The organism is Streptomyces sp. NPDC050147 (assembly GCF_040660195.1).
Taxonomy (GTDB): Bacteria; Actinomycetota; Actinomycetes; order Streptomycetales; family Streptomycetaceae; genus Streptomyces.
On record NZ_JBFALJ010000032.1, the window covers coordinates 88652 to 112302 of the forward strand.

The following is a 23651-nucleotide window of genomic DNA, read 5'->3' on the forward strand; positions in this document are numbered from 1 at the left end:
CCGCTCACCCGAGCCCCGAGGTCACATCAAGGTCCTGTACGCCCTCGCTTTCCTGGGCAATCCGTGCCATGAGCACGCTCACCCACTGCGCCGAGGGCGCAACCGCCCCCTCAGCCAGGGGTGCCGGCTCGGCCAGCAACGAGCGCAGCCGCAGGTCCGCTACCGGTGCCAAGTAGATGTCGCGGGTCGTCTCGACCTGTGCATGCCCCAGCAGATCCTGCACCATCCGCCACACATCCCCGTATAGCAGTTGAAAGTTTCGCCGCTCCTGAGGGCTCAGCCCCATCCGACGGTCCATCACGTGATGCAGCACCACCAGCATGTGCAGCGCGAAGGAGTGCCGGCACATGTGCGGGGTACAAAACGGCGGCTCGGCCACTCGTCCCGCCAGCATCCGTTCGCACCGCTGCGAAGCGGTACGGAACACGTTCTCCCACGAGGCCGGTCGCAGCGGGAGCCCCTCCTCCGTCAGCCACAGCCACAGAGGCTCCAGCCCCTGAGGCCCCTCGCGATAGAAGCTCATCCGCTCAGCGACCCCGGCGTCCGTCAGCGGGGTCCGCCCCTCACGGCCTTCCACATCGCTCCAGTGCAACGTCTTCTGCCGCAGCCCGGTCACGGCCCGCACCACCCTGCACTGCAGCAGGCCCTCATAACGCCCCTGCCGTTGGGCTCGCCGTACCGCCGCCGCGCGCGAGGACTCCACATAGCCCGCGACCTGGGCGACCACCGCGGCCGCCACATAGAAGGTCCGGGCCCGCTTCGACTTGGTCACCGCCCGCCCCAGCCGCCCAGTGCAGAACCGGCCCGCCCCCAGCGCGGGCTGTGGCATCTCGAAGGTCAGCAACGAGGCTCCCTCCGTCAGCCGCACCCCCGAGGAGAACAGCAGTTCGGCGAAGGCCGTGTTGCGTGCCTCCATCCGCCCCGTCCAGTCCTGCTCTGGGACGCCTTTCCAGGTGTGCCCGCGCAGCCCCACCTCCAGCCACAGGCGGAAGGCACGTGGGGTCAGCCAGCGCACATTGCTGCGCCGCGTCTGAGGAGCCCGCGCCTCCGGAACTCTTACCCGCGTTCCATAGCGGCCTGGCACCTCCCGCATCACCACCGGCGAGCGGACCAACACCCCAGTGCTCACGCTCCATGCGTACAGTCGACTCAAGGCAGCCAGGCCGCGGTTCCACCTCGCTCCGCCCACCCGCACCGGGTTGCGTGGAGAGCGAGTCCGCCAGTCCTCGAAGTCCCACAGGTCCTCTGCGTCGGCCTCGTGCCACCACCTGTCCCGCTGCCACAGGAAGTCGAAGAAGAGCCGGTAGTCGTCCGTGTAGTTCCGCTTTGATTCCCCACCCAGACGAGCGAACGACGAGCGGCACAGGTAGCGGCTCAGCTGTGGGTCCATCCGGTAGTCCGGAGACAACATCACCGGGTCTCCAGGGCGTCCCGCACCCACGCCGTGTGACTCTGACACCTCACGCTGCAGCAACCTTTGAACCCGCGCCGAGGGCTTCGCACACTGCTCCGGCACCCAGAAAACACGCCAACCGACCACAACACCCATCCCTGTAGATCCGCTTCAACACATCGACCCAACAGGGAATTCGTTGCCTTCGACATTCTGCAAGCGGACGAGGGGCAACCCCTGCTGCGCACCCCCTACGGCGAGCGCCGCACCCGGCTCGAAAGGCTCTTCACCGAGCACCAGCTGGCCAGCCCCTGGACGCTGTGCCCCGAGACGACGGATGAGGCGCTCGCGCAGGAGTGGCTTGCCTCCTGGACCGAAGTCCCCGGCATCGAGGGCCTCGTGGTGCGAGGCAGCCGCCAGCACTACCTCCCCGGCGCACGCGCGCTGATCAAGGTCCGTCGCCGGGACACGACCGAGGCGATCATCGGCGCCATCACCGGCACACCGAGCCATCCCCGAAGCTTGGTCCTGGGCCGTCTCGACCAGCACGGGAAGCTGCGCTCCGTCGGGCGCAGCACAGCGCTACGGGCCGACGCCGTCCGTCAGCTGTCCGGACAGCTGATGGCGGCCGGACCGGACCACCCCTGGAAAGGCGTCCGGTTCACCGCCTCCTGGGGATCACGGACGCCGCTCGATGTCGTCCTGGTGGAGCCCGACCTGGTCGCGGAGATCACCGTTGACACCGCCAGGGAGCGGGGGGCCTGGCGGCATCCGGTGCGCTTCGCCCGGATCCGAGCGGAGTTGCATCCGATGCATGTTCCGCTCTTCGGCGAGTAAGACGATTCGGCTGGTCGAACCGGCAGCCAGTATGAGGGATAGACGGTCCTGAGCTGGTTCTTTCTGTGATGCATCGATGTTGTATTAGATGCAACGCATGGACTGGCGAGTCGACCTGCCGGGTGACGCTGTGGCCACACGCACCTGCCCGGTCTGCGCCCATGCCGGTGTGTTGCATCTCAGCTCTGTGAGCTGTTGCGTGCGCGGAAGGCCGCGGCTTTGACGCGGTTGCGGCATGCGTTGGAGCAGAAGTGGCGGACGGCGTTGCGGGAGTTGTCGACGTAGACGCGGTCGCACTGCGGTGCCGTGCAGACGCCCAGGCGCCCGGCGAGGTTGCTGCCGATGGCCAGAGCCAGTGCGGTGGCGCATCCGGCGCTCCAGCCCACGGCGAGGGTGTCCGTGGTGCCGTGGAAGTGGACTTGCCAGGGTTCGCCGCCGACGCGGTCGAGTTGCGGGCGCGCCCCGGTGGTGCGCAGCAGGGCGTTCACGAGTTCCGCCGCGTCATCGGTGCGGCCGTTGTCGACGGCGTCGAACACGGCCCGCAACTGCTGGGCTGTGCGCTCGAGGTAGGCCGCGTGTTCCGGCTCGACGGCGGCATCACGGGCCTCTGCAAGAGGCAGTGCGTCGTGGATGGCCTGGGGGAGCTGATCGCCGTGTGGGGCGGTGTAGGGGCGGCCTTGCCGGGAGCCGTCGGTCAGCACATTCACGAGCGAGACAGCTGCATCGAGCAGCGTCAGCACGTGACCATCGAACATCACTTGACTGGTCACTCCTTCGGGCCTTAGCTTCCAGGCGTCACCGACGATATCCGATTCGCTAGTCACGGCTGAGGGGGTTTCATGCATGGCAGCGGACGGTTGCCGCGTGCGGTGCGGCTGCTGATCGTGGCACGGGCCGGCAACCGGCTCGGCGCGTTCTCGATGTCGTTCCTCACCGTGCTCCTCACGACCAGCTTCGGCGCCAGCACCGCCGTCGCCGGAGCTGTCAGCGCCGCTTTCGGGCTGGCCACGATTCCCTCACGCCTGGCCGGGGGGCGCCTGGCCGACCGGATCGGCCGACGCCGCACGATCGTGGCGGGCCTGACAGGCTGCGCAGTGGCGCAGCTGGGGCTCGCCGCAGCCAGCAGCCTGACACTGGTCATCTGCTGTGCGGTTCTGCTGGGACTGGTCTTCGAGCTCTACGAACCACCGAGCCAGGCCATGATCGCCGACATGGTGGCGCCCAGTGAACACGTGCGCGCATATGGCCTGTTGAACGCGGCCCTGGCTGCGGCCGGCATGGGTGCCGGGCTCCTCGCGGCGGGCCTGGGCCGCTGGGATCTGCGCTGGCTCTTTGTCGTGGACGCCCTCACGTGCCTGCTCTGCGCGCTCACCGTGCACCTGGTCCTGCCCGCCGACCACCGCACGCCCCCGCCAGCCCTCGAGCCCTTTGTCACGGTCGCCCCGTGGCGCGACCGTGCCCTGCTACTCCTGCTTGCGACAGGGACGCTGTTCGCCGTGATCTACCTCCAGATCATGATCACGCTGCCGCTGGCCATGGACCATCAAGGACTGCAGCCTGCCGATGCCGGTCTGCTGTTCACTGCTTCCGCACTCACCATCTGCGCGGGCCAACCGCTGATGCGCTGGAGCCGGCTGAACACGCTCTCGGAGCCCGTTGCCTTCGTTTTCGGGTATCTGCTGCTGGCGTCGGGGCTCGGTGGATACGCGCTCGCTCATGATCTGGCCGCCTACCTGGCGGCGACCGTGGTGTGGAGTGTGGGTGACCTCCTCCTGGTGGGCCGCGTGTACGCGGTGGTCGCCAGGCTGGCCCCGGCGAGCGCGAAGGGCCGCTACCTGGCCGTGTACGGCACCAGTTGGGGTATCGCGGGGATCGCAGCACCTCTCTTGGGGACGCAACTGCTCGAACACGCCGGGCCAGCCGGGCTGTGGAGTGCAATGGCACTCGCATGCCTGCTGCTCGCGATCCTGCAGCCAGCTCTTGTCCGCTACGTCACCTCCCGTGGTGATGACGACCAACGCCGGTCAGCCCCCGCCGAACTGAGCTGAAGGACGCCGGACTGCGGGGCATACCGCAGGGTTCGAATACGTACCTGCTACCAGCTCTGAGACTGGACGTCGCCGCCGCGGACGTACCCACCTTCGGCGCGGGCGCCGAACCGTCCGGATGAGCAGCGCGTGCTACTCCAGCACGCCCAGCTCGGTGTCGGGTCGGCAGTGCGGGCAGGCATCGACACCCTCGGCCAGCGTGCGGCGCGCCTGGTCCCGGTCCGCGCCTCGTGACCGCTTGCCCGCCATATGGCAATCGCCCCGGTGCACATACACCGGGACACGTCCGCCCAGGCCCTGCTCGATGACCCAGTCCGGAGCCGGCGGCCGAGCCTGCTCACCGCGGATCCGCTCGGTCTCCCGCCGTTCCTCGTCCGCGATCCAGACGCGGGTGCGTGCCAGGTCGCTTTCCTGCACCCGTTCTAGGAAGCGGAGCACGTCGATGCGCCGGATCTCGGTCATCAGCTGAGCCGGTAGTCCCGCCAGCCGGTGCCGCTGGCGCGCACGACGGCCCCAACCTGTTCGAGGCGGCGCAGCTGGTAGAGCACGGAGGAGGGGCTGGACAGCCCGACGGCGCGACCGATCTCCCGGACGCTGGGAGCCTCACCCCGGTCGAGGATGTGAGCGCGGATGCAGGACAGGACTGCTTGCTGCCGGTCGGTGATGTCCCACGAGCGCCGGGTCATGACCGTTCCTCGGTGCGGCGGCGAAGGTCGGCCAGCTGGGCTCGTGGCACCTCTTGGGCAAGGCGGCGTGACAGGCCGATGAGCCGTCGGCGCAGAGCGGTGTTGCTGGTGGCGGGGGCTTGGGCGAGGGCGTTGTAGGTGCGGGTCCAGTCGCGCTGGGTCTGCACGATGTCGGGGGTGTGTTCTGTGTGCACCATGCTTTTAGTAGAGCATGCGTTCGATTTCTGGTGCGAGTCAGACGCAAGCGTCGGGCGGCACTGCTGTGACTGAGCCTTCACTTGGCCATTGAGCGCCAGGGTTGGCCAGGCTTGCGCTACTCCGGGAACGGGCCGGGCTCGGAGACTCCGGCGAGCGCGGCGATCATCCGCTCTAGACCCCAGCTGGCGTCGACCAGGCGAGGGAGCCTTCCTCTCTTCTTCAGCTCCCTCAGGTACTCCTCGAACTCGTCGTGCTCTTCCTCCGGAGCGAAGACCACTACCAGGTCCGCGAAGTGGAAGTGGAAGTCGCCGACGTGGCGCCACTCCCGCTCCCACCAGAACTCCTTGCGGGTCCCCAGCGGCTTGCCCATCTGCTCGATGAAGGGGGTCAACCGCAGGATGTCCGCCTGTGCCGCCGCGTCCTCTCCTCCCTTGGACGGGTGGCAGGCGAGTTCTCGGGCCTCGTCGACCATGTTGTTGATCGGGACGGTCAGCCAGTTGTGGCCGCGTGTTATGTCGAGGTACCACACGGGGTTGGCGCCCATGCGTCGCGCGAAAGTGCGGGTGAACGCCAGGCCATAACCGCTGAACCTCATGGTGCGGTTAGGAATCTTCTCGCACATCATCCAGGCATGTTCGAGAGGCGTCTCGGTGAAGCAGACGGTCCGCTGAGTATCCGCGATGACCTCGTGCTTCTGGGCAAGGTCGGCTGCCATGCCGAAGACGTTGCGAGCCTCGATCGCGCGATCTACCAAGATCGCCTTCAAGTTGTCGCTGGCGGTGGCGCGTGCGGTGGCGCGAGTGAAGTGAACTACGAAGGCGGATAAGTCGGTGCGCCGGTGGAGCAAGGCCTCGATCGATGGCATATACGCCTCTCCTAGAAAGATGCCGGTACGGGGTGACCACTGAGAACCCGTCCTTAACCTCAGGCGATCCGTTCCGCCCTCTGCCAGGATCTGTTCGTCACCAGATACATGCTCATGCCAGACCCAACTCTTGCCGGATGAGAGGAAGTGCGTTTAAGCACTCCTGCAGGGCAGGCGGCTCTTCCGGGCTGTCACCGGAAGCAGCTTGCCGGGATTCCACATATGCGGTGCGGATCCGAAGCAGATGCTGCTCGTAATCGCTGACGCAACGACGAACAGAAGGCTGGAGACTACGCGGATCGTCATCGATCTCGCGCAAGGCCTCCTGCATCTGCGCCACGAACTCATCAGGGGACCAAAACCGTGGTGGTCTGCGCAGCGGAGAGCACACCGCTTGCGGAGAAGTGACAGTCTCGATGGCGTTGTAGGTGAGAATCGCACGAAGCCGGAACCAGGCGAGGTAGCTCCGGGGTCGTTCCGGAAGCTCGTCGACCAGGACAACGAACCGATCTACACCTCCCGGGGGGAGGACATGGCTGATCCGTTGCCGCTTGGTGTGAAGTACCTCGCCGTCCCGCCCAGATCCGGGGCTCCCCAGGATCACGTTGTAGGTACCGTTGGAGGGCTGTGTGCTCATAGGCACAAGGTGGAGCACAGTCAGTTCTGGGGGCGCTTCGTACAGCACGTCCGACAACTCCAGGGACAGCTCCGTGACATAGGCGCTCTGGCCGCCGCTGTTACGGAGCTTGACATCCAGGCCTACGGGAGGGATCCCGTGGCACGCAGCGAGCCACTGCCGGATGTCGTCTGCGTCCTGGTCTCCGGAGTCCGCGTCCGCATCCGGATAGAGCACTGCCAGATCGACCACCTCCACCCGGGCCTTCACCGGTATACGCGCTCTCAGCGCTGCCCAAGCTCCAATAGCGGCGCCCAGGAGGCCCGCTCCGACGCCGATGAGGGTTTCGACCATGGCTCGCACCGTAGCCCGCTGGGACCCTCCGACGGGGGCGTAAGCACGAGGTCGCCTGGGGTTCAAGGACGGGTTCTGAAAACGCAGTGCGTATGGCCAACTCCCCACTACCTGGCCAACTGAAATGCTCAACTGCCCTACGAGGCGCCGTTGAGGGAGCGCCTTCGGGTGGTGACCAGGGTGTGCCAGCGGTTACGGGTGGTGTCCGGGGCATCGAGCCAGCGCGCGGAAGAGGGGATGGGCAGGGGCAGGCCGGCCATGAAGGCGGCGATGTCCACGTAGTACGGGTACTCGCCGCTGGCGGTGAGGGTGCGCAGCCGCTGAAGGCCTGCGTCGGTCAGTTCGCTGCGGACGGCGTGGTGGAAGGCGACGGCGAGTTCGAGCAGGACCTGGATGGCGGTGAGTCCGGCGAGTTCTGCTTCGGTGCGTAGCAGGTGGGCGCGGTCGTCGAACTGGGTGGTTGTGGTGCCGGCGTCGCGGATGAGTGCGGCGATCTGCACGGTCAGGGACGTGGCGCGCAGGTCGAGGCCGGTCAGGTACTGCCTTGCGAGGTCGATCTCGTCATCGGCGCCGGCGGGGTCGGTGAAGGACACGGCCAGGGCGCGGTGGGCCTGGCCGTGGGCGCGTTCCCCGGCGACACCGTGCTGTTCGGCCTCGCTGCGGGCAGCCTCGTACGCGGCGGCCGCGCCGGTCATGTCGCCCTGGGGCCACAGCACGTCCCCGCGGACCCGGTGGTGGCGGCCCTTCCAGCCCAGAGTCTGGGCGGCCTCGAGGGCGGTGGGGAAGTCACCGCTGATGCGGGCAAGGTGGGCCAGACCGCGGCGGGCAGCGGTGGCGAGGCGGCCGCCAGCGTCGGCGACCCGCTGCATGCCGTGCCGCGATTCTGCGGTGCGGCCGAGGTCGCGCTGGGCTTTGGCCTGGTAGTACACCGCCATCTCGGAGAGCTCGGTGGGCAGCAGCCCGGTGTCGATGACCGCCTGGAGCCGGTCGACGGTGCGTTCGCGGTGTTCGTGCTGGCGCCGGGCCAGCGTGCTCAGCACTTCGAGAAGGGCGTCGGCCGGGCTGTCCAGCTCTCGCTCGCCGCCGGCGGGCGGGACGAGCGGCTCCCAGACGGAGTCGCCGACGTACTGCCACGCCGCGGCAGTGAGCCAGTCCAGGTCGAGGTCGAAGTCGGCGGCCAGGGCGAGGCCTTGGCGCAGGCTTCCGACCAGCAGCATCCGGTCGGGGCCAGGGTGCTGGGTGTACTGCTGGCCGACGGCGTGGAAGGCGCGCTGGGCAGCTTGGTGCCAGTCGCCTGGGGTCCAGCGGTCATCGGTGTGGTCATCGGTGCTGCGGAGGGTGGAGCGGATCAGGGCGTGCAGGTAGTAAGGCCAGATCCCGTACGGGTTCTCGCGGACGAAGGGCCGCTCGATCAGGCGTTGCGCGGGGGCTTCGCGGTCCAGGCCCGCGGCCTGGGTGGCCAGGGTCAGGTCGAAGGAGTCGAGCAGGGCCACCGAGCGCAGGACGTTGCGTTCCTCGGGGGTGAGGTCTTGCAAGGTGCGGGCGATCAGGGCGCTGAAGTCGTGGTCGAAGTCGCCGGGTTGGGGTGTCTGTCCACTGCGGCGGATCTCCAGGTAGCGCAGCACGGCGAGATCGAGATGGAGCGGCAGACCGTGTGACCGGGCGGTGATCACGGCGCGGATGCTGGGGACGATCAGGGGCGTTTCGTCGCGGGTGAGGCGGTGGGCGAGGTAGTCGTCGCAGTCCTCGGGGGAGAAGTCGCCGATCAGTACCTGGCGGTGGCGGTGGCCGACGGCTTCGGGGGCGGTGCGGGCGTGCGGAACATCGTGCACCGTCAGTCCGGGCCATGCGGTGGGGCCGGTGAAGTCCAGCTGTCCGCTGAGGGCTTCATCTCCCCACTGCAGGCGGCTGCGGCCAGTGATAATGAAGAAGGCGTTCGGCATCAGCCAGACGATGCGCTGCAACAGCCTTTCCAGATCCCGGCGGGTGCGGTCCCCGGTGTCCTCCCACGTATCGAAGAGGATCACGGGTGTGACCTGCTGGTCCGGCTTGAGTTGGGCGAGCTCCCAGGCCAGCAGGTGCGGGTAGTAGGAGAGCGCGTCCAGATCCGGCTCGGCCTCCAGCAGGTCGGCCAGGCGGGCGCAGCCGGCCAATGCGCGGACGGTCTGGCGGCGCTCGCGCAGAGCCTGGACCAGGGAACCGGTCACCTGTCCGATGGCGGATCCGACGCTGCCGGGCAGCAGCAGGGCCTGGGCGACATCGGACATGGCGTTCTGCATCTGCTGGGGCAGGGCCTGGCCGAAGCGGGAGGCCAGGCCACCGCGACGGAGGTACTCCTCCAGCGGCTCACCGGGGTGGGCATGTTCCCAGTAGCGGCGCAGAGCCAGGTCGAAGGCGGGCAGCGGGCGCCCCAAGGCTGCGGCGAGCGCGAGCCGGATCGTGAGGATGACCTGTTCGAAGTCGGTGTTCGCGGAGCGGGCGAGATCGATGCGGACTGGGACCAGGCGTGAACCTGTCCAGCGGGGTGCGCCCCATTGGGCCGGCCGTTGCGTGGTGTCGGCGAGCGTGACTTCCAGCTTCCTCGACAACGTCGTTTTGCCGATGCCGCCGATGCCGTAGAACGTCAGCACGTTCTCACGCGGCGCCTCGAGGTCTTCCACGCTGAAGTCCGGGGCGGCGACGCGCTGCAGGTGCTCACTCAGCGCGGCGGTGACGATGTCCCACTGTGCCTGGCGGTTGGTGAAGGCCTCCGTGGCGGCCAAAGCCCGGTCGTTCACGCTGAACAGCGCCCGCAGATCCCGCCCAGCCACGCCCACACCCCCGAAGTGATCACTCTGAGCACCACCCTAGGCCCGTACCCGTCCCGTGAACCAAGCATCCCCCTGATCCATAGACACCATCGCGTACTCGTGGCGGTTTGTTCACGTTCCAAGCCACTGGCCTGATTCTTGCTCGCTCAGCTAGCTGAGCTGAATTACGTTCTCCCACTTTCCCGCAAGGGATTTACGTTCACCACCTCCCCAATTAGTTTTGCCATGTCCATACCAGAAGGCCGAAGAAAGGGTTCCGTGTGAGAGGCAAGACTCTCTTGAATATCGCACTGGCTGCCAGTGCGTTCATGGCCATATCTGCCGCTCCCGCTCTGGCGGATCAGCGGGCGTCATGGGTTTCCACGTGGCAAGAACTCGGCGGCGAGTACGTCAAGGTTGCCAGCTATGACTGTGTGCCGTACAACGAGAGGTGGCCGTCATGGCCCATCGATCGGGTGCACAACGACAATTGCCATCGCAGGGTGTGGCTGCATGAGAACGTCGACAAGACCGGGCATGACATCTGTATTCCAGCTGGGCGGATCGCCTACATTCCGGAGAGGTGGAACAACCCGGCGGTGTTCACGGTCGGCGACATAAGAAATTGCCCCTGATCTGCAGTCGCAGCAGCAGCTTCCTCCCCCTGTCTGCTTCTGCTACAGGAGGAAGCTGCTTCCCTCGGCACCGTTCAACCATCCAAACTGTAGACGGCCCCTAGGTCCTCCATCCGGAAATCAGGAAGCTCACCGGGCGGCCTTATCGTGTACGGCCCTGCGAGCATGGATTTCTGGTCGATTAGCACTGCCGCCCAGATTCCGTCACGAGTGCGCCACGAGAAAGCGCCCTCGAAGGTGACAAAATAAGTCGGGTCCATGGTCGAGCTGACGCCTGGCCCACCCAGTGATCGTATTGCAGAATCCCGGGTCGTAGCCACCACGCGAACCCCCCTCAGTCCGCTGCCGCCGTGATCGGCTGCCCACTGGAATGCAATTCCACGAATTTTACTCAGCTTCTCCTGCGAGATCTCTTCACTCGGCATGGCGTGCAGAATAACAGTGCACGTCAAAGCGGGACAGTTCCTCAAGTCCTCCAGTCGTAGATCCTTTTACTGCAGTGAACGCATCTCAGCCAGCCCAGGAACTCGTGAGTGCTCCTACCCCTCTCGCTCACAGCGGAGAGGACTGGCGTGCACGGATGCCCCAGAGCACTGGTGAGACTGAGTCGCCCGGCCGGTGCTGGGCGCGGTGGTGCACCGGGAGACAATTGCCGTCCATATTCTTCGATTTACTTGGACGGTTGTTGTGAACGACGATGCTGCAGGTCCCAGCTACGAGGGCGCTGTCGACCAGGTGAACCTCGTGATCAACTGGTACAACGAGCAGCTGCTCGCCCAGCGCCGCTCCGGCGCCCCCGACCCGGCCCGCGTGAAGCAGCTGACGGCCGAACGGCAGGAAGCCATCGACGCGATGCAGGCTCTCGATGACGCGGACGCAGCAGAGAGGCGTCGGATCACGGAGCGCTACGAGGCGCGCTTGAGGGACCTGGCCGGCGAATAAAGCGGCTCGGCCAGACGCATGGGCAGAGCCGCGACGGGTGCGGAGGCCGTCAGTCGCTGAGGCTGCAGTTCGGCGGGCATCAACGGTTGGGCCAGCCACATGATCTGCTTCAGCTCGCCGCGGTGCTGCGGCAGCGCCGCCTGCAACTGGCGCTGCCGGGCCAGGAAGCGGTGCCCTTCCTCGTGGGTGTAGGGCCGCTGCCGCTCTGCGTGCAGCGCCCACACCGCGGCCGGGGTACGGCTCCAGCTCCCGGCGGGGGTGCGCTCGTTGCGGTACAACGCGGTGGCGCCTCGGTGCATCACCACCACGGAGTCGACCGCCCCGCTCTCCTCCGCGGCCCGCACCGCCTCGGGGAGCACAGCGAAGCAGACGTCGTGCCCCGAGGCGCTGGTGAATCGCCCCCCGCTGCCGCCGCTCAGCCTGCTAACCTCCGCATACCGTGCGGCGGTGCCCTGACGGCTGTCCGCGGCGCGCACCGCGAGCACCACCAGCTCGACCCGGTAGCCGGCCGCGTGGAACGGGCGGGCGCTCTCCAGGAACTGGTCCGCGCTGCCGGGGGCGATCTCGATGACCACATCGCCTCGCCGGGCACGCACGTAGGCCTCGGCCTGGGTCTGCCACGCCTGGTAGTCGCCCCTGATCCGACTGCTCGCCGTGCGCGGGTCCTCGCGCAGCAGTTTGCCGTAGTCGGGATGGTTGGACTTGAAGTCATCGCCGACGATGCGCGCCGGTTTGCCGCGCAGGGTGCGCCGCACCATATGGGCCAGCCGCGTCTTGCCCGCCCCGGGCTGGCCCATCACGTACACCACAACGGGGCGTTCCTGGGCGGTAATCGATCCGAAGTAGGACGGCACGATCAGCTCGTCGAAGATCCACCGGTGTTCGTCGTGGGTGAGCCGGTAGTAGTCGACGCCCGGCGCCTGGCTGCACGCCTGGGCGATGCGTCGCACCGGCTCGGCCAGTGCGGCCACCCGCTCGGCATCGCGCTGGACCGCCAGGCGCTTGTCCTCGGGGATCGGTCCGTAGTGTGCCCGCCGGTCGGCCTGGGCGACGTCGCTGCGGAAGCGGGCCGTCTCCTGTGCGTCCCAGGGGCGTGCCCGCTCGGCCAGCAGCGCCTGGCGCGCGGCCGGCTCCCGCAGCCACCTGCGGTGGGTGAGTTCGTTCTCGTAGACCACCTCCAGGCCGCGGCGCACCACCAGCAGCCGGTCGCACAGCTGCTCGTGTTCGACGGCGGCCAGGACCTGCGGCAGCTGGGCCGCGCAGTGATCGTGGTTGCCCCACGCCACATACCGTCCGCTGCCTTGCTCGGCCTCGCCCAGGTAGCGCTCCAGGATTCCGAGCTGGCTGAGGGCTTCGGGCACCGCGAGGGCGACGACCTCGATGCGATAGCCGGCCGCCCGGTAGGCCGTCGCCGCCTGGCGGAACTCGTCCGCGTCGGCCAGGGCACTCTCCACCACCGTGTCGTAGCGGTGGGCGCGGACGTGTTCTTCGACCGCGCTCTGCCAACGGCTCGTGTCGGCTCGGACCTTGATGCCGGCGGTGCGGACGTTCTCTTCCAGCAGTTCGCCGTAGTGCTGGTGGGCACTCTTGTAGAAGTCCCTGCCGACCGTGACCGCGCCGCCGCGACGGTTCAGCACCAGCTGCAGCACGTTGGCGAGCCGGGTCTTGCCCGCGCCGGGCTGCCCGGCGACGAACACCACCACCGGCTTGTCTTGTGGCACCGCGTTGCGGGTCCAGGTGGGCAGGATGAGCCGGGTCAGCACGTCCCGGTCCTTGGTGACCGTGTCCTCGGTGATCTCGTACATGATCCGGTAGCGGCCCACATGCATCCGGCGCAGATCGGGCGAGCCGTACGCTGCGCTGCCCTCGGGGCGCGGATCGTCGACAAGGAGGTCGGTGGCATCCAGGACCTGGCGCAGCCCGTCGGGGTCGTCTTTGAGGAACCGGGCGGCCGCGTTCAGTGCGGGCTCGTCCCAGATGACGGTGTGGCTCAAGCCGTGCGCTCCAGCCCCAGTCGAGCACGGACCTCAGCATGGGGAACTCCGGTGACCTCTCCCGCAGCCTGACGCGCGCGGTATTCGGCGAGCGCGAGGGCGTCTTCAAGGTCGGCGAGCTCCTGTGGGTTGATCAGCACGGCTGCGGGCGTGCCGTGGTCGGTGATCGTGATGCGTTCCCGGCCGTGGGAGGCACGACGGACCAGGGTGCCGAACTTGGCGCGGGCCTCGGTGATGGGCAGCGTCTCACTCATAACAGAACTGTACACTTCTGTCAGTCTGCTCGTACACCCCCCACCCTCCTCAATGCGCGATCCAATGTGCGTTTCACGTGCGATCCCAAGAGCGATTGATGTACGATGGCGGCCGGAGGTGACCTCTGTGTCCACTGAGAACGAGCTGTTCAGTGCTGTCGATGCGCTGCTGGAGCAAGTCGCGCAGGACGATCTGCCGGTCCCCGCGGAGCGCAAGAGGCTGCGCGAAGCGGCCGGACTGAGTCAGGCGCAGATCGCTACGGCACTGGACGCCCGCCGCGAGGCGGTCGGGAACTGGGAGGCCGGGCGAACCGAACCGCGGCCGCCGAAGCGCGCCGCCTACGCCCGGCTGCTGGAGGGTCTCGCCCAGCGGTACCCCGCCCCGGCTGCCGACGTGCCCGACACTGCCCCCACGCTGACCGTCCCGGAAGCGTTCACCGGTCCGGGACCGGCTCAGGAGCCTGAGCCGGTCCCGGCACCCGACGCCGTCCCGCCTTCACGTCCGGCGGCGAGCAGCACCAAGCCGACCGCGTCGTCGCGGCGCCCGGGTGCAAAGAAGGCGGCGGCGAAGAAGAACACGGCTGCCGTCGCCGTCGATCCGCGCTTCGAGAACGGGCCGCTCGCGGTCGTGGACTGCGACCAGGACGGGCAGGTGTCGGCGTACTGCGTCGGCGGCCTGGTCCTGGACGTGTCCGCCAAGTCGATCCCGGCACTGGTCGACTGGACGCTGACCGAGGCCCGGCTCGGTCAGGCCCGGCTGCACCGCAACGGCCGTGACGCCGACCCGATCCTGGTCCTGACCCAGTCCGCGCTGGAGCGCTACGGCCTGCCCGTCGCCCTGTCGGAGGAGGAGCGGCACGCGAGCCGACTCCCGGCCGGCCACAAGGTGGTCAAGCAGATCGAGCGGGCCGGACTCCAGCTCACCCAGCGCGGGTTCGGGCCGTGGGCCCGCATCTTCCGCGAGCCCGAGGGCTCCCGGCGGCGCTGCGTCCAGCTGTGCATCCTGTCCTGGAACGCGCTGGACACCCGGCAGTGGGACCGTAAGGACGACCCGCAGCTGCCGACGATGCACCCGGCCGACCTCGCTCGCTACCTGGGCCTGTACGCGGCACGGGTGATGACGCCGCGCGGCACCACCGCAACGACCGGCCTGGAACTGATGGCCGCGCTGCGCCCGCCGACCCGCGCGGAGAAGGACCCGGCCACCGGGGAATTCAAGCGGGCCTTCAACGACGACGCGCTCACTACCCTGTACCCGGTGGTGGAGTGCGAGGTCCCCGACGAACACCCCATCCTCAAGGACAAGTTCGCCCGCCACCACCTGCGCACCCCGGCAGAGATGCTGATGGAGGAGCCCTACGACTGGTGCCGGCCGCTGACCGATGACGAGTGCATGAACCAGTTCCTGGTCGCGATCGACATCAACATGTCGTTCGCCGCGGCCGCCAACGGACTCACCGTCGGGCTGAACGGACCGACCCACCTGACCGGCCACCCGAAGTTCGACGCGTCGCTGCCCGGCTCATGGCTGGTCGACCTGAGCCACGTTGACCTGTCCCGCGTGCAGATCAACGGCCGCACCGTCGACGGAGACCGGCTGCCCTCACCGTTCACGCCGAAGGGCGACCGGCCCGAGGGCCCGGCCTGGTACGCCACCCCGACCGTCGCCTACGCGGTGGAGCTCGGCTTCGACGTCGCCCCGCTCGAGGCGCACGTCCGTACGCAGACCGGCCGCTACCTGGACGCCTGGTACAAGCGGCTACGCGACGCCTACATCGAGACCATGGCCGACCTCGGCGTCACCACCGACCTCGGCGGCCAGGAGTTCCTGGACGCCATGGCCCGCTCCAAGAGCGTCGACCCGACGATGGCACTGCTGGCGACCGCAATCAAGGCGACGGCCAAGGGCGGCATCGGCAAGCTGCGCCAGCGCAGCCGGGGCCAGGTGCCCTACTACGAGCCCTACCCGGCGCTCAACCGGGAGACATGGCGCCCCGACATCCGCGCCGCCGTGCTGGCCAACCAGCGGATCGGCGTGCACCGCAAGCTGATGAAAACGGCGGCCGCCGCCGACCTGTACCCCATCGCCATCGGCACCGACGCCATCGTCTACCCCTCGCCCGGCCCGTCCCCACTGGACGTCCTGCCGCACACCAACGAAGGCAAGCCCGTGCCGGGCACGTTCCGGCTCGGCATCTCGCCGGGGATGGTCAAGCACCAAGGCACCCAGACCGTCCTGTGGGCGGAAGAGCAGTTCGAGGAACGCGGCGGCGTCTTCAACATCGCCAACCTCATCAAGACCGACCAGAGCGCCGGAGAAGGGGAGTAACCCGTGGTCGACTCGCTCGGGGAGAGCCTGGATCGCGCGCTGGAAGGGGCGTTCACCCGCCGCATCCCGCAGTCCGCGCAGGCGCAGATGAAGTACTTGGTCAAGCAGCTCAAGGGCACCAAGGCCGCCGCCCAGGCGCTCGGGATCTCCCAGCGCACGGTGGAGCGGTACGTGGTTGGCAAGCTCAAGCGGCCCCGCAAGGACCTCCGTGGCCGCCTGGAGCGCGAGGTCAAGAAGCGGTGGCAGCCCCAGGTGCGCGCGAAGGCGAGGAAGAAGGCGGCGTCCACAGGCGGCCTGGTCGTCTCCACCCGCGCCCGGTTCGGATTCGAAGCCGCGGGGGGCACGACCGACGATGCCCGGATCCGGGACATCAACCAGGCCCTCACCCCCGAGTGGGCCGACCGCTTGTTCACCGCCCGGGAGCAGGGGGCCAATGAGCAGCAGCTCCAGCAGATCGCGGCCGACGGCCTCGCGCAGATGTACTTCCGCGCGAACAACTCCCGCGCCCACGGGTTGGGCGTGGAGTTCACCGACGTGGAACGGCTCGACATCGAGCTGTAGAGGCCCGGTCGTCAGTGAGGCCCTGCACCGTGCTCCTGGAGCCGGTGCAGGGCCTCACCCGCGTATCCGTGGGGGACGGAGTTCATGTACGCGTCGACCCGTTCAACGCCGACGGTCTGCGTATCGTCACGGGCGGCGCTGACCGCAGGGAAGAGGCCCGTGGGTGTCAGTCGGTGTCGGCGCGAGGCTGCCCGTCTTCTTCCGTTGGGTTGGGCGCCTCCGAGGCGGCCGCCCAGTCGGCAGGGTGCGATACGGGCAATAGTCGAAACTGCTGTGCGTGAGTGCTGTCGTAAGGGGCGCCAGCGGACTTCATTCGAGTGTGGTCGCGAATGAGCAGCATCTCGATCACGCTCGCCGCCGTTTGCAGGTCCTCCGCAGTCGTCCCCGCTGGAAGAGCTGCGGGAGACGTGACGATGCCGTTCGCGCCGCGGTCTACGTAGAAGCCTCGCTGTTTGGCGAGGTTGGCCTCACGCGCCGCGACCTCAGCTTCTGCCTGCCGCTCTGTGTGGGCCGTCTCCCATGCTTCATAGCCCGAACTCATATCGCGCAGGGCTGCGTAGTCACCCCAGAATTCCGCGAGTTCGTCGCCGAAGACGATGGCCTCAAGGTACTTCTTCGTGTGGCTTCGCCCGTGTTGAGCCAGCGCGTCCACGACTCGTGGTGATGCATCCTCCTGACTCCAGGCACTCTCGAAGGCCTCATAGATCCAAAGAGCCTTGCCGAGCTCCTCCTGTGCCAGGACGGTGAGCGATCGTGCCCGCCCATAGGACTCTGCGGACAACAGCATGTGTGCATCGGTGATCAGTGAGGAGGCGTTGTCCACCAACGCCTTCCAAAACTCGCGCGCCTGCACCGGGCTCATCTCGACCATGGCCTCAAGTGTGCCCTGCCTGCAGACACCCGTTAGGTGGTGGCCAGCCCCCGCTTTCTCACCAACCGGCGAGGAAGCGCCGCAAGCCGAATGCACGCTCAGCCTGGCACCGCAGAGGCCCTCATCACATGCGCCGAGGACGCGATGTCGCTGATGTCGGCAGTTCACCGTCGAGCACCTGACGGGTAGCCACCAGAAACTCTCGCCGTGCCGTATCCAGGCGCGTGTACTCCCCATCCATGAGGTCCAGCATCGCGATGCGCCCGTCGTCCATAGTGTCTCGCATCAGTACCTCGACTTCGCGGGGCGGCATCCCCAGGCTCGCCTGCAGACACGCAACTGCTGAGTCGTAACACCGGCTAAGTGCTCCGTGGGCAATGTGAGGGTCGGCCATCAAGGCGTCCGGCGGAGGCGTATAGCTGCTGAGCGCTGCCATCGTGCCCGGTCGCGCGTGTGTAGGCGAGAGCACGACGGAAGTGTGCGCCTCTCGCAGGCTCTGCAACGCATGTTGGAGTTGCGCAAGCGCGGTCCAGGCATCATGTACAGGAGCGGCAAGCTGCTCTCCCCGGGCAATGGCACGACGCTCGTCATCCAGTGCCGAGTAGAAGTTTCTCCATGCGCGAGCCCCGAAGCCGTCCTCGTTCGCCAAGGAGACAGTCTCCTCGCAGCACGCCACTAGCTCTACTGCGGCCTCGATCACGGCAAGCGGCCCCTCCAACTCCAGCACAACGAATGCCCGTTTCAGATCACGCCGTGCAGCTCCCAGCGCATCGTCGCCGGACGTACGTCCGTTGAGCATCCCAATTGCCTGAGCGGTCACCTCTTCAGAGGCGAGGAGGAACGAGGACCACGCCTCCCGCCGCACCCCGCGGCGCCAGTGATCGTGGGCCGAGTCGGACTGTGCGCGTACGGCATCCAAGGCGGCCCTGTAAGTCGCCTCTGCTTGACCCAAGCCAGCTTGATGTGTGGCCTCAGCAGATTTCAGAGCCGCTCGCAGCTGCCATCGGCCGATCAAGAGGCTGGAGGGGACTCCGACGACTGCCACGGCTGCTGCGGCGATTGCTCCGACCCCCTGTAAGTCCATCAAAGGGAGATTCTGCCGACCGGTGGGGTCGATGGCCAGCGAAGCCCAAATGTCGTCGCTGCTCGATAGCTGTGGCCCCAAGGCCCGTGGTACTCAACCGCCCCTACGGCGCCTCGTCACCCTCGATGGCGTCGTCCTCTGCAGGTACCTCGAAATCGATGGAAGCCAGGTTCTCAGCCTTCTGTTCCGCGCTTAGCTTCTTGATCCTGTACCTCTCGTCCAGCTTGCGCGCCTTCAGCCCCCAGGCCAATGCCCGCGCTCGCATCCCGTTGTCGCCCGTGACCACGGTGACGGGCGTGGGGAAGATGGCCTGCTGCAGGTAGAGGGCGCGGGAGACGATTTCGTCGTCGTTGTTCGGCAGCCGCACATGTCCTGGCTCGTCCAGCAGTACCTCGATCGAGGTTCCCGCAACCTCGTGCCGTCCGGTGACCTCGATGGCAGTCAGCGTCTTCTCCAGAAGCGCGAAGACACCCCGCGCTCTTCTCTGGACCGTGTCACTGATCGCGTACGACTTCTTGTCGATTTCGTCCACGACGACGTGGGGGATCACGACGGTGGTGCCCTTGCCGAAGATTCTCTGCCACGGGATCTTGTCGTAGCGCATGTGGTGCAGCAGGTCGTTGGTGTCCAGGACCACCGTCTTGGCCTGGTGATCCTTGAATCGCTCCTTGGTCTCGCGCAGCTCGTTGGCCAGCTGCGCGAAGAACGCCCGCAGCTCAAAGAACTCCCCGTTGAGGAGATACGCCAGCCGTGCCGGCTCATAGTGCCCGTACATGATCGAGGTATAGCGCTCACCACGCAGCCGGGCCGCGACGGACCGGTCGGCGAACACCTCCAGGAGCTCCTGGGCCGCCTTCAGAGTCCACTGGTCGTACTCGCGCACCACGGGCACCATCGCATCGCGGTCCTCGGATCTGCTCCAGTTGTTCCCGCTACTGATGTGCGGGATAGACACCTGCACGTTGTTCAGGCCCTGCTCGGTCAGGGTCTCCAGGAACTTGATCGCTTCGTCGCACGTCTTGCTGGGCTTCAGCAGCATGGCCGCTCCCTGCTCCATGGCCGTCAGCGCTCGTTGAGGACGGCTCAGGAAGCATCGTCTCAATGCCCGGCATGGCTGAGGACGAGAAGGCCAGCCGCGGGGCGTTCCACGTCGCCGATATCGCAGACCGGGCACAGCTCCAGATGGATCGGGCGCCCATGGTCATGCCGAGCTGTCCGGTTGTGCCGCCCCCGTCTCATCTCCGGGGGCAACGAGGCCATCGAAGTTGCCCATGGCGGTGGAGGCTTCGCACACGCCGGTGGCGTCGGTGTCGATGGGGGTGAGAGTGCCGTCGCTTCGGACGGTCCAGGCCACCAGAGGGTCCACATTGAACGTGCCGTCCTGGTTCTTGAACCGAGCGCTCCACCCGCCCCCAGGGATGGCGGCGACAACGGGGTGCCCACCTTCCGAGAGCCCGGTGAAGGCGCGGCCGTTGTTCGCCGGGACAAGTCGACCGCTGCGCTCATCGACGACGAGCGCTTGGCCCTCGTCGTCCCAGGCGATGACGGGCTTGCTCCTGTAGACCGTGCGGCCGCCCTCTTCCTGCTTGTAGTTCGCTTCGTAGGGGTGTTGTGCTGGGATCACTACGTCTCCTGGGCAGGTGGGTACTGGTCTTGGTGTGACCGTAGGGCCGGGGTGGTCTGTCCGTCCGGAGAATTGGTCAGGCCAGACCGGTCGTACGACGTCCCGCCACCGGGCCTCTGTCCACAGGCCGGGTCGGGCCTGATGATCAGGTGACTGCTGACGACGTGAAGCGTGCGGCCAAGACCCGCGCCAAGATCCTGGACGGCTTCGCCCGCGCGGAGCGGGCCCTGTTCACCCGGCCCGCGCCGAAATCCGCGCGGGCGCAGATGAAATTCCTTCGCAAGCGGGAGAAGGGCTCCACCAAGTCCTTGGCGGCGCGGCTGGGCGTCTCCCGCAAGACGGTGCAGCGCTACCTCTCGGGTGCCTCCACCAAGCCGAACAAGCGCCTCCAGGAGGCGGTGCAGGAGACCGAGTCGGAGTGGCAACCGCAGGTCAGAGCACAGGCGAGGCAGCGCGCGACGTCCTCGGGCGGGCTGGTCATCTCCTGCCGGGCGTACTTCGGATTCGGTCCGGAGGGCACCTCGGACGCGGGCCGGGTACGGGACATCACGGTCGCGGTCACCCCCTCCCATGCGGCCGCCATCCTCGCCACACAGGAGGACGGTGCGACGGAGAGCGTTCTGCATGACGCGGTTGCGGAGGCAATCGCAGACGCCTATTTCCGTCAAGCCGACGGTGGTCGCGCGGGCCTGGAGGTGAAATTTGCAGACGTGGAATGGCTCAACTCGGTTTTAGCAGTGCGCAATTCGAGAGTGCTGTAGACCTGGGTGACTGGCCCGCCGAACTGCATTCCCGGCCGGGCCCTCGTTTCCAATTCCGAGCTGATAGCGAGTCCTGATGCACACGTCCGACGGGTGGCGGCGGCGCCGTGTCCCCGAGGCCCGCGGCCGTGTCGGCGCTCCGCGCACGCCGATCGACTACGCGAAGGTCGGCCGGTCCTCGGTGCGGCGCCGCGCGCGGGGCATGACGCCCAGCGAGGCGGTGGAGGCGCTCGGGGAGGCCGAACTGCGCGCGCACCTGGACCGCCGCGACGAAGCCGCGCCGACGACGGCGGCCGCCGTGAAGCGGAGCTCGCGGAGTGGCGGCGCATCGTGCAGCTGCTCGCCGCGACCGGCGGCCCGTACGACCCGGACGCCGACGCGGTCGTCCAGGAGGAGCTCGCCGAAGACCGGCGCCGCGAAGAAGTTGAGCAGCAGCGCCGCCAGGAGCAGCAGCGGGTAGCCGCAAGGGCCGACGAACTGGCGGGCCTGGCCGGGGCCGGCCGACTCGATCGGACTGTGGCGAGCCGCCCCGGGGACGAAGCCGCCCGTGAACTGCTGGCCGACCGCGGCGACTATCGCGCCGGTGCGGTCGACGACTGGCTCGCCCGCGCCCTCGCCGACCGCACCGGCCACTACGCCGACCCGGACGCCCGGACGGCCGCCGTCGCCCTGCTGCCTGTCCCGGTGCTCGCCCGCGCCGCGCTGCTCGCCGCCCTCGCACGCACCGGCGCCCCGGCCGCCGACGGCGACCTCGAGTTCGTCGGCCGCCTCGCCCAGGCCGACCCCGCCGCCACGACCGCGCTCGCCTCATGGCTCGACACCGCGGCTGCGGTGAAGGACGGCACGCCATGAGCGCGGCGGACGAGGTGGTGGCCACCTGGAGCGAGCACAGCGCCGTCGGCCACCACGACGAGGACCTGCTCGCCGACGGCCGGGCCATCGCCTGGACCCAGCCGCCCTCCGGCGAGATGCTCCACCCCGGCGACGGCGTCCCTGACTACAACCCGATCTGCTCGTGCCCGCGCGTTCCGAAGGAGTTCTGCATGGAGTGCGCCGGCTGCGCTGCCTGCGGGCAGTGCACCGGACCGCACGTCTGGCCGCCACCCCGGAACTGATCACCGAGAGCAAGCCCCCAGACCCCCAGCACTCCTGTGAGGCGGCTGGGGATCTGGGGCCAGAAATGGGCCTGTTGTCCTGTATGCCTGTGAGGTAGGACCGATGTTTTCCCACGTGGACGCGTTCCTGTGAGGCGACCTGTGACCCTGTGACATGGGAGGTCACCGACACCCATCACGCTCACCGTGCGTCACATTACGGTGTCACGCGCCGTGTCACGCCGACTGTCACGCCCGCCGTGCCACCACGCGATAGCACCCTTCGAATGTCCGTAGACACACTCACCTGGGTCCTGGGTCCACCTGGGTCCGGGGATCTGCGTCATCGGGTGGGTTTCGTCCGTACCGCAGACCGGTGCCGCGCCCCGGCGATACCGTGATGACACACGCCAGATGACGCCCCAGGAGCCCTCAATGAGCCAGGAGCCTACCGCCGCACCCGACCGTCAGCCGCTCGACGAAGCCGCCGCCGAATCGGTCCGCAGGTACGCGGCCGACCAGCGCGCGCGAGTCGACGTCCTCGCCTCCGTGCTGGAGGACATCGCCGAACACGGCTACCCCTCGCCCGAATCCGGTGTGCCGTGGGAGGTCGCCCGCGACGCCCACCTCACCCATCTCGCCGACGGGGAGCCCCGTGTCGCCTGAGCACGGCTCGCGGCGCTCCCAGGTCATCCTGGTGGAGCCCGCGCTCACCCAGCTGGCGAAGCTCACCGCGTCCGAGACTCACCGCCTGGACCGCGCGATCGTCGCCATCAGCGTCAATCCGGAGCTCGGCACCGAGGTACCGGGAACCTTGCTGCGCGACTACGCGGACGAGATCGACGGTGTGCGGGTCATCTACTACGTGACCGCTCTGCGGACGATCACGATCGTGGCGTACGTCGAAGCCTGACCGTGGGAACAGCAGCGCCCCGGATTCGAGCAGATCCGGGGCGCTGCTGTGTCTGCTGCGAGTGGTTGGGAGGGCCGAAGAGCGATGACATTCGCTTGCTAGCGGAATCCGATCGAGGCACCGCAGCTCAGGTGACGCTCTCAGCGCCCTCGGGTCGGTGCACCCCCGGCCCTTGGAGGCCTGCGGCGCACCGACGGGGCCTTGCCCTGCGTACGAGGCAGCAGCCTAGGGCTAGCCCTAAAAGGACAACGTGGCTGAGACCGGGGACGGTTGACGGAGACACCTCCAAATGACTCCCCAACGAAATGACACAGCCGGGTGGTGTCGACCGCAGGCGTGTCCTGGCGGGCATTCGTCGGCCGAGGAGGGTGGGTGTTTACCAGGAAAATGGCCAACCGCGATCGGCCCTGCTTCACCACAGAGTGTGGCCCCTGCGCCATGGACAGCACCTACAGCGACTCTGATCCGGTATACGCCAGGCAGAGTCTCCTGCGGCACCCTGCCGGTCAGCGGCTGGCCCGCAGCTGGGGGCGACGTACGGGGCTGACGGGACTGAACTTTGCAGATGACGGAAGTCCCTGCACTGGCGGGACTCTAAAATCCCGCACACTTTTTGGTCCCGCCCTCAAATCCGTAGAAAAAGTGCAGGTCAGGAGGCATCTACCCGCCGATTACGGGACTGACGGGACCCAGCCTTACAGTTATCACCTGAACAAGACATCACCAACACGCGCGCGCTCACTATGAAGGCCTGCCACCTCCCCCCAGCAGCTTATAACTGCTGGATTCGGTCCCGTCAGTCC

Annotated in this window: 26 protein-coding genes and 1 pseudogene; 11 read left to right on the top strand and 16 right to left on the bottom strand. The window is 67.7% G+C overall.

Annotation, left to right across the window (positions count from 1 at the left end; all coding sequences use genetic code 11):
* Positions 1 to 4: 4 nt before the first annotated feature.
* Positions 5 to 1129, bottom strand: coding sequence for an integrase (locus AB0I94_RS36210; protein WP_363314022.1), 1125 nt, complete (start codon positions 1127 to 1129; stop codon positions 5 to 7).
* A gap of 348 nt (positions 1130 to 1477) precedes the next feature.
* On the opposite strand from AB0I94_RS36210, the gene AB0I94_RS36215 reads away from it, so the two are divergent.
* Positions 1478 to 2230, top strand: coding sequence for an ATP-dependent DNA ligase (locus AB0I94_RS36215; protein ID WP_363314023.1), 753 nt, complete (start codon positions 1478 to 1480; stop codon positions 2228 to 2230).
* A 179-nt stretch (positions 2231 to 2409) separates the two neighbouring features.
* Here AB0I94_RS36215 and AB0I94_RS36220 read toward each other — a convergent pair whose 3' ends face one another.
* Positions 2410 to 2985: a CGNR zinc finger domain-containing protein gene (locus AB0I94_RS36220; RefSeq protein WP_363314024.1), complete on the bottom strand. Its 576-nt coding sequence runs from the start codon at positions 2983 to 2985 to the stop codon at positions 2410 to 2412.
* Positions 2986 to 3069: 84 nt separating this feature from the next.
* Between AB0I94_RS36220 and AB0I94_RS36225 the strand changes: the two genes are divergently transcribed.
* The gene (locus AB0I94_RS36225; protein WP_363314025.1) at positions 3070 to 4278 is read left to right on the top strand and encodes an MFS transporter; all 1209 of its coding nucleotides are present in this window, start codon (positions 3070 to 3072) and stop codon (positions 4276 to 4278) included.
* 132 nt (positions 4279 to 4410) lie between these two features.
* On the opposite strand, the gene AB0I94_RS36230 is transcribed toward AB0I94_RS36225, so the two are convergent.
* From AB0I94_RS36230 to AB0I94_RS36255, 6 genes are all read right to left on the bottom strand, one after another.
* Positions 4411 to 4740: a DUF6233 domain-containing protein gene (locus AB0I94_RS36230; protein WP_363314026.1), complete on the bottom strand. Its 330-nt coding sequence runs from the start codon at positions 4738 to 4740 to the stop codon at positions 4411 to 4413.
* Positions 4740 to 4964 carry a hypothetical protein gene (locus tag AB0I94_RS36235; RefSeq protein ID WP_363314027.1) on the bottom strand — a complete coding sequence of 75 codons (225 nt, stop codon included), beginning with the start codon at positions 4962 to 4964 and terminating at the stop codon, positions 4740 to 4742. The genes AB0I94_RS36230 and AB0I94_RS36235 overlap by 1 nt, the downstream gene beginning before the upstream one ends.
* Entirely contained in the window at positions 4961 to 5161 is a 201-nt protein-coding gene (locus AB0I94_RS36240) for a hypothetical protein (RefSeq protein ID WP_363314028.1), read from the bottom strand. Before AB0I94_RS36240 ends, AB0I94_RS36235 begins: the two co-directional genes overlap by 4 nt.
* 116 nt (positions 5162 to 5277) lie before the next feature.
* A complete protein-coding gene (locus tag AB0I94_RS36245) occupies positions 5278 to 5877 on the bottom strand; it encodes an abortive infection system antitoxin AbiGi family protein (RefSeq protein WP_363314029.1) in 600 nt (199 codons plus the stop codon).
* 262 nt (positions 5878 to 6139) lie between these two features.
* Positions 6140 to 6997, bottom strand: coding sequence for a hypothetical protein (locus AB0I94_RS36250; protein WP_363314030.1), 858 nt, complete (start codon positions 6995 to 6997; stop codon positions 6140 to 6142).
* A gap of 137 nt (positions 6998 to 7134) precedes the next feature.
* The gene (locus AB0I94_RS36255) at positions 7135 to 9807 is read right to left on the bottom strand and encodes a tetratricopeptide repeat protein (RefSeq protein ID WP_363314031.1); all 2673 of its coding nucleotides are present in this window, start codon (positions 9805 to 9807) and stop codon (positions 7135 to 7137) included.
* A 260-nt stretch (positions 9808 to 10067) separates the two neighbouring features.
* On the opposite strand from AB0I94_RS36255, the gene AB0I94_RS36260 reads away from it, so the two are divergent.
* The gene (locus AB0I94_RS36260; protein WP_363314032.1) at positions 10068 to 10421 is read left to right on the top strand and encodes a hypothetical protein; all 354 of its coding nucleotides are present in this window, start codon (positions 10068 to 10070) and stop codon (positions 10419 to 10421) included.
* Positions 10422 to 10495: 74 nt separating this feature from the next.
* On the opposite strand, the gene AB0I94_RS36265 is transcribed toward AB0I94_RS36260, so the two are convergent.
* The gene (locus tag AB0I94_RS36265) at positions 10496 to 10846 is read right to left on the bottom strand and encodes a hypothetical protein (RefSeq protein ID WP_363314033.1); all 351 of its coding nucleotides are present in this window, start codon (positions 10844 to 10846) and stop codon (positions 10496 to 10498) included.
* Positions 10847 to 11108: 262 nt separating this feature from the next.
* Here AB0I94_RS36265 and AB0I94_RS36270 point away from each other — a divergent pair, with 262 nt between their 5' ends.
* Positions 11109 to 11363, top strand: a complete 255-nt coding sequence (locus AB0I94_RS36270; protein ID WP_363314034.1) for a hypothetical protein — start codon at positions 11109 to 11111, stop codon at positions 11361 to 11363.
* On the opposite strand, the gene AB0I94_RS36275 is transcribed toward AB0I94_RS36270, so the two are convergent.
* From AB0I94_RS36275 to AB0I94_RS36285, 3 genes and pseudogenes are all read right to left on the bottom strand, one after another.
* Positions 11327 to 13126 (bottom strand): zeta toxin family protein, encoded by a 1800-nt coding sequence (locus tag AB0I94_RS36275; protein WP_363314054.1) that lies wholly within the window; start codon positions 13124 to 13126, stop codon positions 11327 to 11329. The two genes, AB0I94_RS36270 and AB0I94_RS36275, sit on opposite strands and share 37 nt — an antisense overlap.
* A gap of 12 nt (positions 13127 to 13138) precedes the next feature.
* Positions 13139 to 13357, bottom strand: a pseudogene (locus AB0I94_RS36280) (type II toxin-antitoxin system RelE/ParE family toxin); the annotation flags it as partial.
* Positions 13354 to 13611, bottom strand: a complete 258-nt coding sequence (locus AB0I94_RS36285; protein ID WP_363314035.1) for a type II toxin-antitoxin system Phd/YefM family antitoxin — start codon at positions 13609 to 13611, stop codon at positions 13354 to 13356. The gene AB0I94_RS36285 and the pseudogene AB0I94_RS36280, both read right to left, overlap by 4 nt.
* A gap of 127 nt (positions 13612 to 13738) precedes the next feature.
* On the opposite strand from AB0I94_RS36285, the gene AB0I94_RS36290 reads away from it, so the two are divergent.
* Both AB0I94_RS36290 and AB0I94_RS36295 read left to right on the top strand, forming a co-directional pair.
* Positions 13739 to 15940 (top strand): helix-turn-helix domain-containing protein, encoded by a 2202-nt coding sequence (locus AB0I94_RS36290; protein WP_363314036.1) that lies wholly within the window; start codon positions 13739 to 13741, stop codon positions 15938 to 15940.
* 3 nt (positions 15941 to 15943) lie between these two features.
* On the top strand, positions 15944 to 16501 hold the full coding sequence (locus tag AB0I94_RS36295) for an XRE family transcriptional regulator (protein WP_363314037.1): 558 nt from the start codon (positions 15944 to 15946) through the stop codon (positions 16499 to 16501).
* 166 nt (positions 16502 to 16667) lie between these two features.
* On the opposite strand, the gene AB0I94_RS36300 is transcribed toward AB0I94_RS36295, so the two are convergent.
* The 4 genes from AB0I94_RS36300 to AB0I94_RS36315 all read right to left on the bottom strand — a co-directional run bounded on the left by AB0I94_RS36300 (position 16668) and on the right by AB0I94_RS36315 (position 20080).
* Entirely contained in the window at positions 16668 to 17372 is a 705-nt protein-coding gene (locus AB0I94_RS36300) for an AbiV family abortive infection protein (RefSeq protein WP_363314038.1), read from the bottom strand.
* 124 nt (positions 17373 to 17496) lie between these two features.
* The gene (locus AB0I94_RS36305; RefSeq protein ID WP_363314039.1) at positions 17497 to 18291 is read right to left on the bottom strand and encodes a hypothetical protein; all 795 of its coding nucleotides are present in this window, start codon (positions 18289 to 18291) and stop codon (positions 17497 to 17499) included.
* A gap of 268 nt (positions 18292 to 18559) precedes the next feature.
* Positions 18560 to 19495 (bottom strand): PIN domain-containing protein, encoded by a 936-nt coding sequence (locus AB0I94_RS36310; RefSeq protein WP_363314040.1) that lies wholly within the window; start codon positions 19493 to 19495, stop codon positions 18560 to 18562.
* 162 nt (positions 19496 to 19657) lie between these two features.
* On the bottom strand, positions 19658 to 20080 hold the full coding sequence (locus tag AB0I94_RS36315) for a hypothetical protein (protein ID WP_363314041.1): 423 nt from the start codon (positions 20078 to 20080) through the stop codon (positions 19658 to 19660).
* A gap of 149 nt (positions 20081 to 20229) precedes the next feature.
* On the opposite strand from AB0I94_RS36315, the gene AB0I94_RS36320 reads away from it, so the two are divergent.
* From AB0I94_RS36320 to AB0I94_RS36340, 5 genes are all read left to right on the top strand, one after another.
* Positions 20230 to 20841 carry a helix-turn-helix domain-containing protein gene (locus tag AB0I94_RS36320; RefSeq protein ID WP_363314042.1) on the top strand — a complete coding sequence of 204 codons (612 nt, stop codon included), beginning with the start codon at positions 20230 to 20232 and terminating at the stop codon, positions 20839 to 20841.
* Positions 20842 to 21171: 330 nt separating this feature from the next.
* Positions 21172 to 21693: a hypothetical protein gene (locus AB0I94_RS36325; RefSeq protein ID WP_363314043.1), complete on the top strand. Its 522-nt coding sequence runs from the start codon at positions 21172 to 21174 to the stop codon at positions 21691 to 21693.
* Complete coding sequence (locus AB0I94_RS36330) at positions 21690 to 21956, top strand: hypothetical protein (protein ID WP_363314044.1); 267 nt, start codon at positions 21690 to 21692, stop codon at positions 21954 to 21956. The genes AB0I94_RS36325 and AB0I94_RS36330 overlap by 4 nt, the downstream gene beginning before the upstream one ends.
* A gap of 414 nt (positions 21957 to 22370) precedes the next feature.
* Complete coding sequence (locus AB0I94_RS36335) at positions 22371 to 22601, top strand: hypothetical protein (RefSeq protein ID WP_363314045.1); 231 nt, start codon at positions 22371 to 22373, stop codon at positions 22599 to 22601.
* Positions 22591 to 22848 carry a hypothetical protein gene (locus tag AB0I94_RS36340; protein WP_363314046.1) on the top strand — a complete coding sequence of 86 codons (258 nt, stop codon included), beginning with the start codon at positions 22591 to 22593 and terminating at the stop codon, positions 22846 to 22848. Before AB0I94_RS36335 ends, AB0I94_RS36340 begins: the two co-directional genes overlap by 11 nt.
* Positions 22849 to 23651 lie beyond the last annotated feature (803 nt).

Excerpts from the sequence above, each read along its gene's own strand:
- AB0I94_RS36220 (WP_363314024.1), bottom strand. The coding sequence starts at position 2,985 with ATGTTCGATGGTCACGTGCTGACGCTGCTCGATGCAGCTGTCTCGCTC.
- AB0I94_RS36225 (WP_363314025.1), top strand. The coding sequence starts at position 3,070 with ATGCATGGCAGCGGACGGTTGCCGCGTGCGGTGCGGCTGCTGATCGTG.
- AB0I94_RS36230 (WP_363314026.1), bottom strand. The coding sequence starts at position 4,740 with ATGACCGAGATCCGGCGCATCGACGTGCTCCGCTTCCTAGAACGGGTG.
- AB0I94_RS36235 (WP_363314027.1), bottom strand. The coding sequence starts at position 4,964 with ATGACCCGGCGCTCGTGGGACATCACCGACCGGCAGCAAGCAGTCCTG.
- AB0I94_RS36240 (WP_363314028.1), bottom strand. The coding sequence starts at position 5,161 with ATGGTGCACACAGAACACACCCCCGACATCGTGCAGACCCAGCGCGAC.
- AB0I94_RS36245 (WP_363314029.1), bottom strand. The coding sequence starts at position 5,877 with ATGGCAGCCGACCTTGCCCAGAAGCACGAGGTCATCGCGGATACTCAG.
- AB0I94_RS36250 (WP_363314030.1), bottom strand. The coding sequence starts at position 6,997 with ATGGTCGAAACCCTCATCGGCGTCGGAGCGGGCCTCCTGGGCGCCGCT.
- AB0I94_RS36265 (WP_363314033.1), bottom strand. The coding sequence starts at position 10,846 with ATGCCGAGTGAAGAGATCTCGCAGGAGAAGCTGAGTAAAATTCGTGGA.
- AB0I94_RS36285 (WP_363314035.1), bottom strand. The coding sequence starts at position 13,611 with ATGAGTGAGACGCTGCCCATCACCGAGGCCCGCGCCAAGTTCGGCACC.
- AB0I94_RS36300 (WP_363314038.1), bottom strand. The coding sequence starts at position 17,372 with ATGGTCGAGATGAGCCCGGTGCAGGCGCGCGAGTTTTGGAAGGCGTTG.
- AB0I94_RS36310 (WP_363314040.1), bottom strand. The coding sequence starts at position 19,495 with ATGCTGCTGAAGCCCAGCAAGACGTGCGACGAAGCGATCAAGTTCCTG.
- AB0I94_RS36330 (WP_363314044.1), top strand. The coding sequence starts at position 21,690 with ATGAGCGCGGCGGACGAGGTGGTGGCCACCTGGAGCGAGCACAGCGCC.
- AB0I94_RS36335 (WP_363314045.1), top strand. The coding sequence starts at position 22,371 with ATGAGCCAGGAGCCTACCGCCGCACCCGACCGTCAGCCGCTCGACGAA.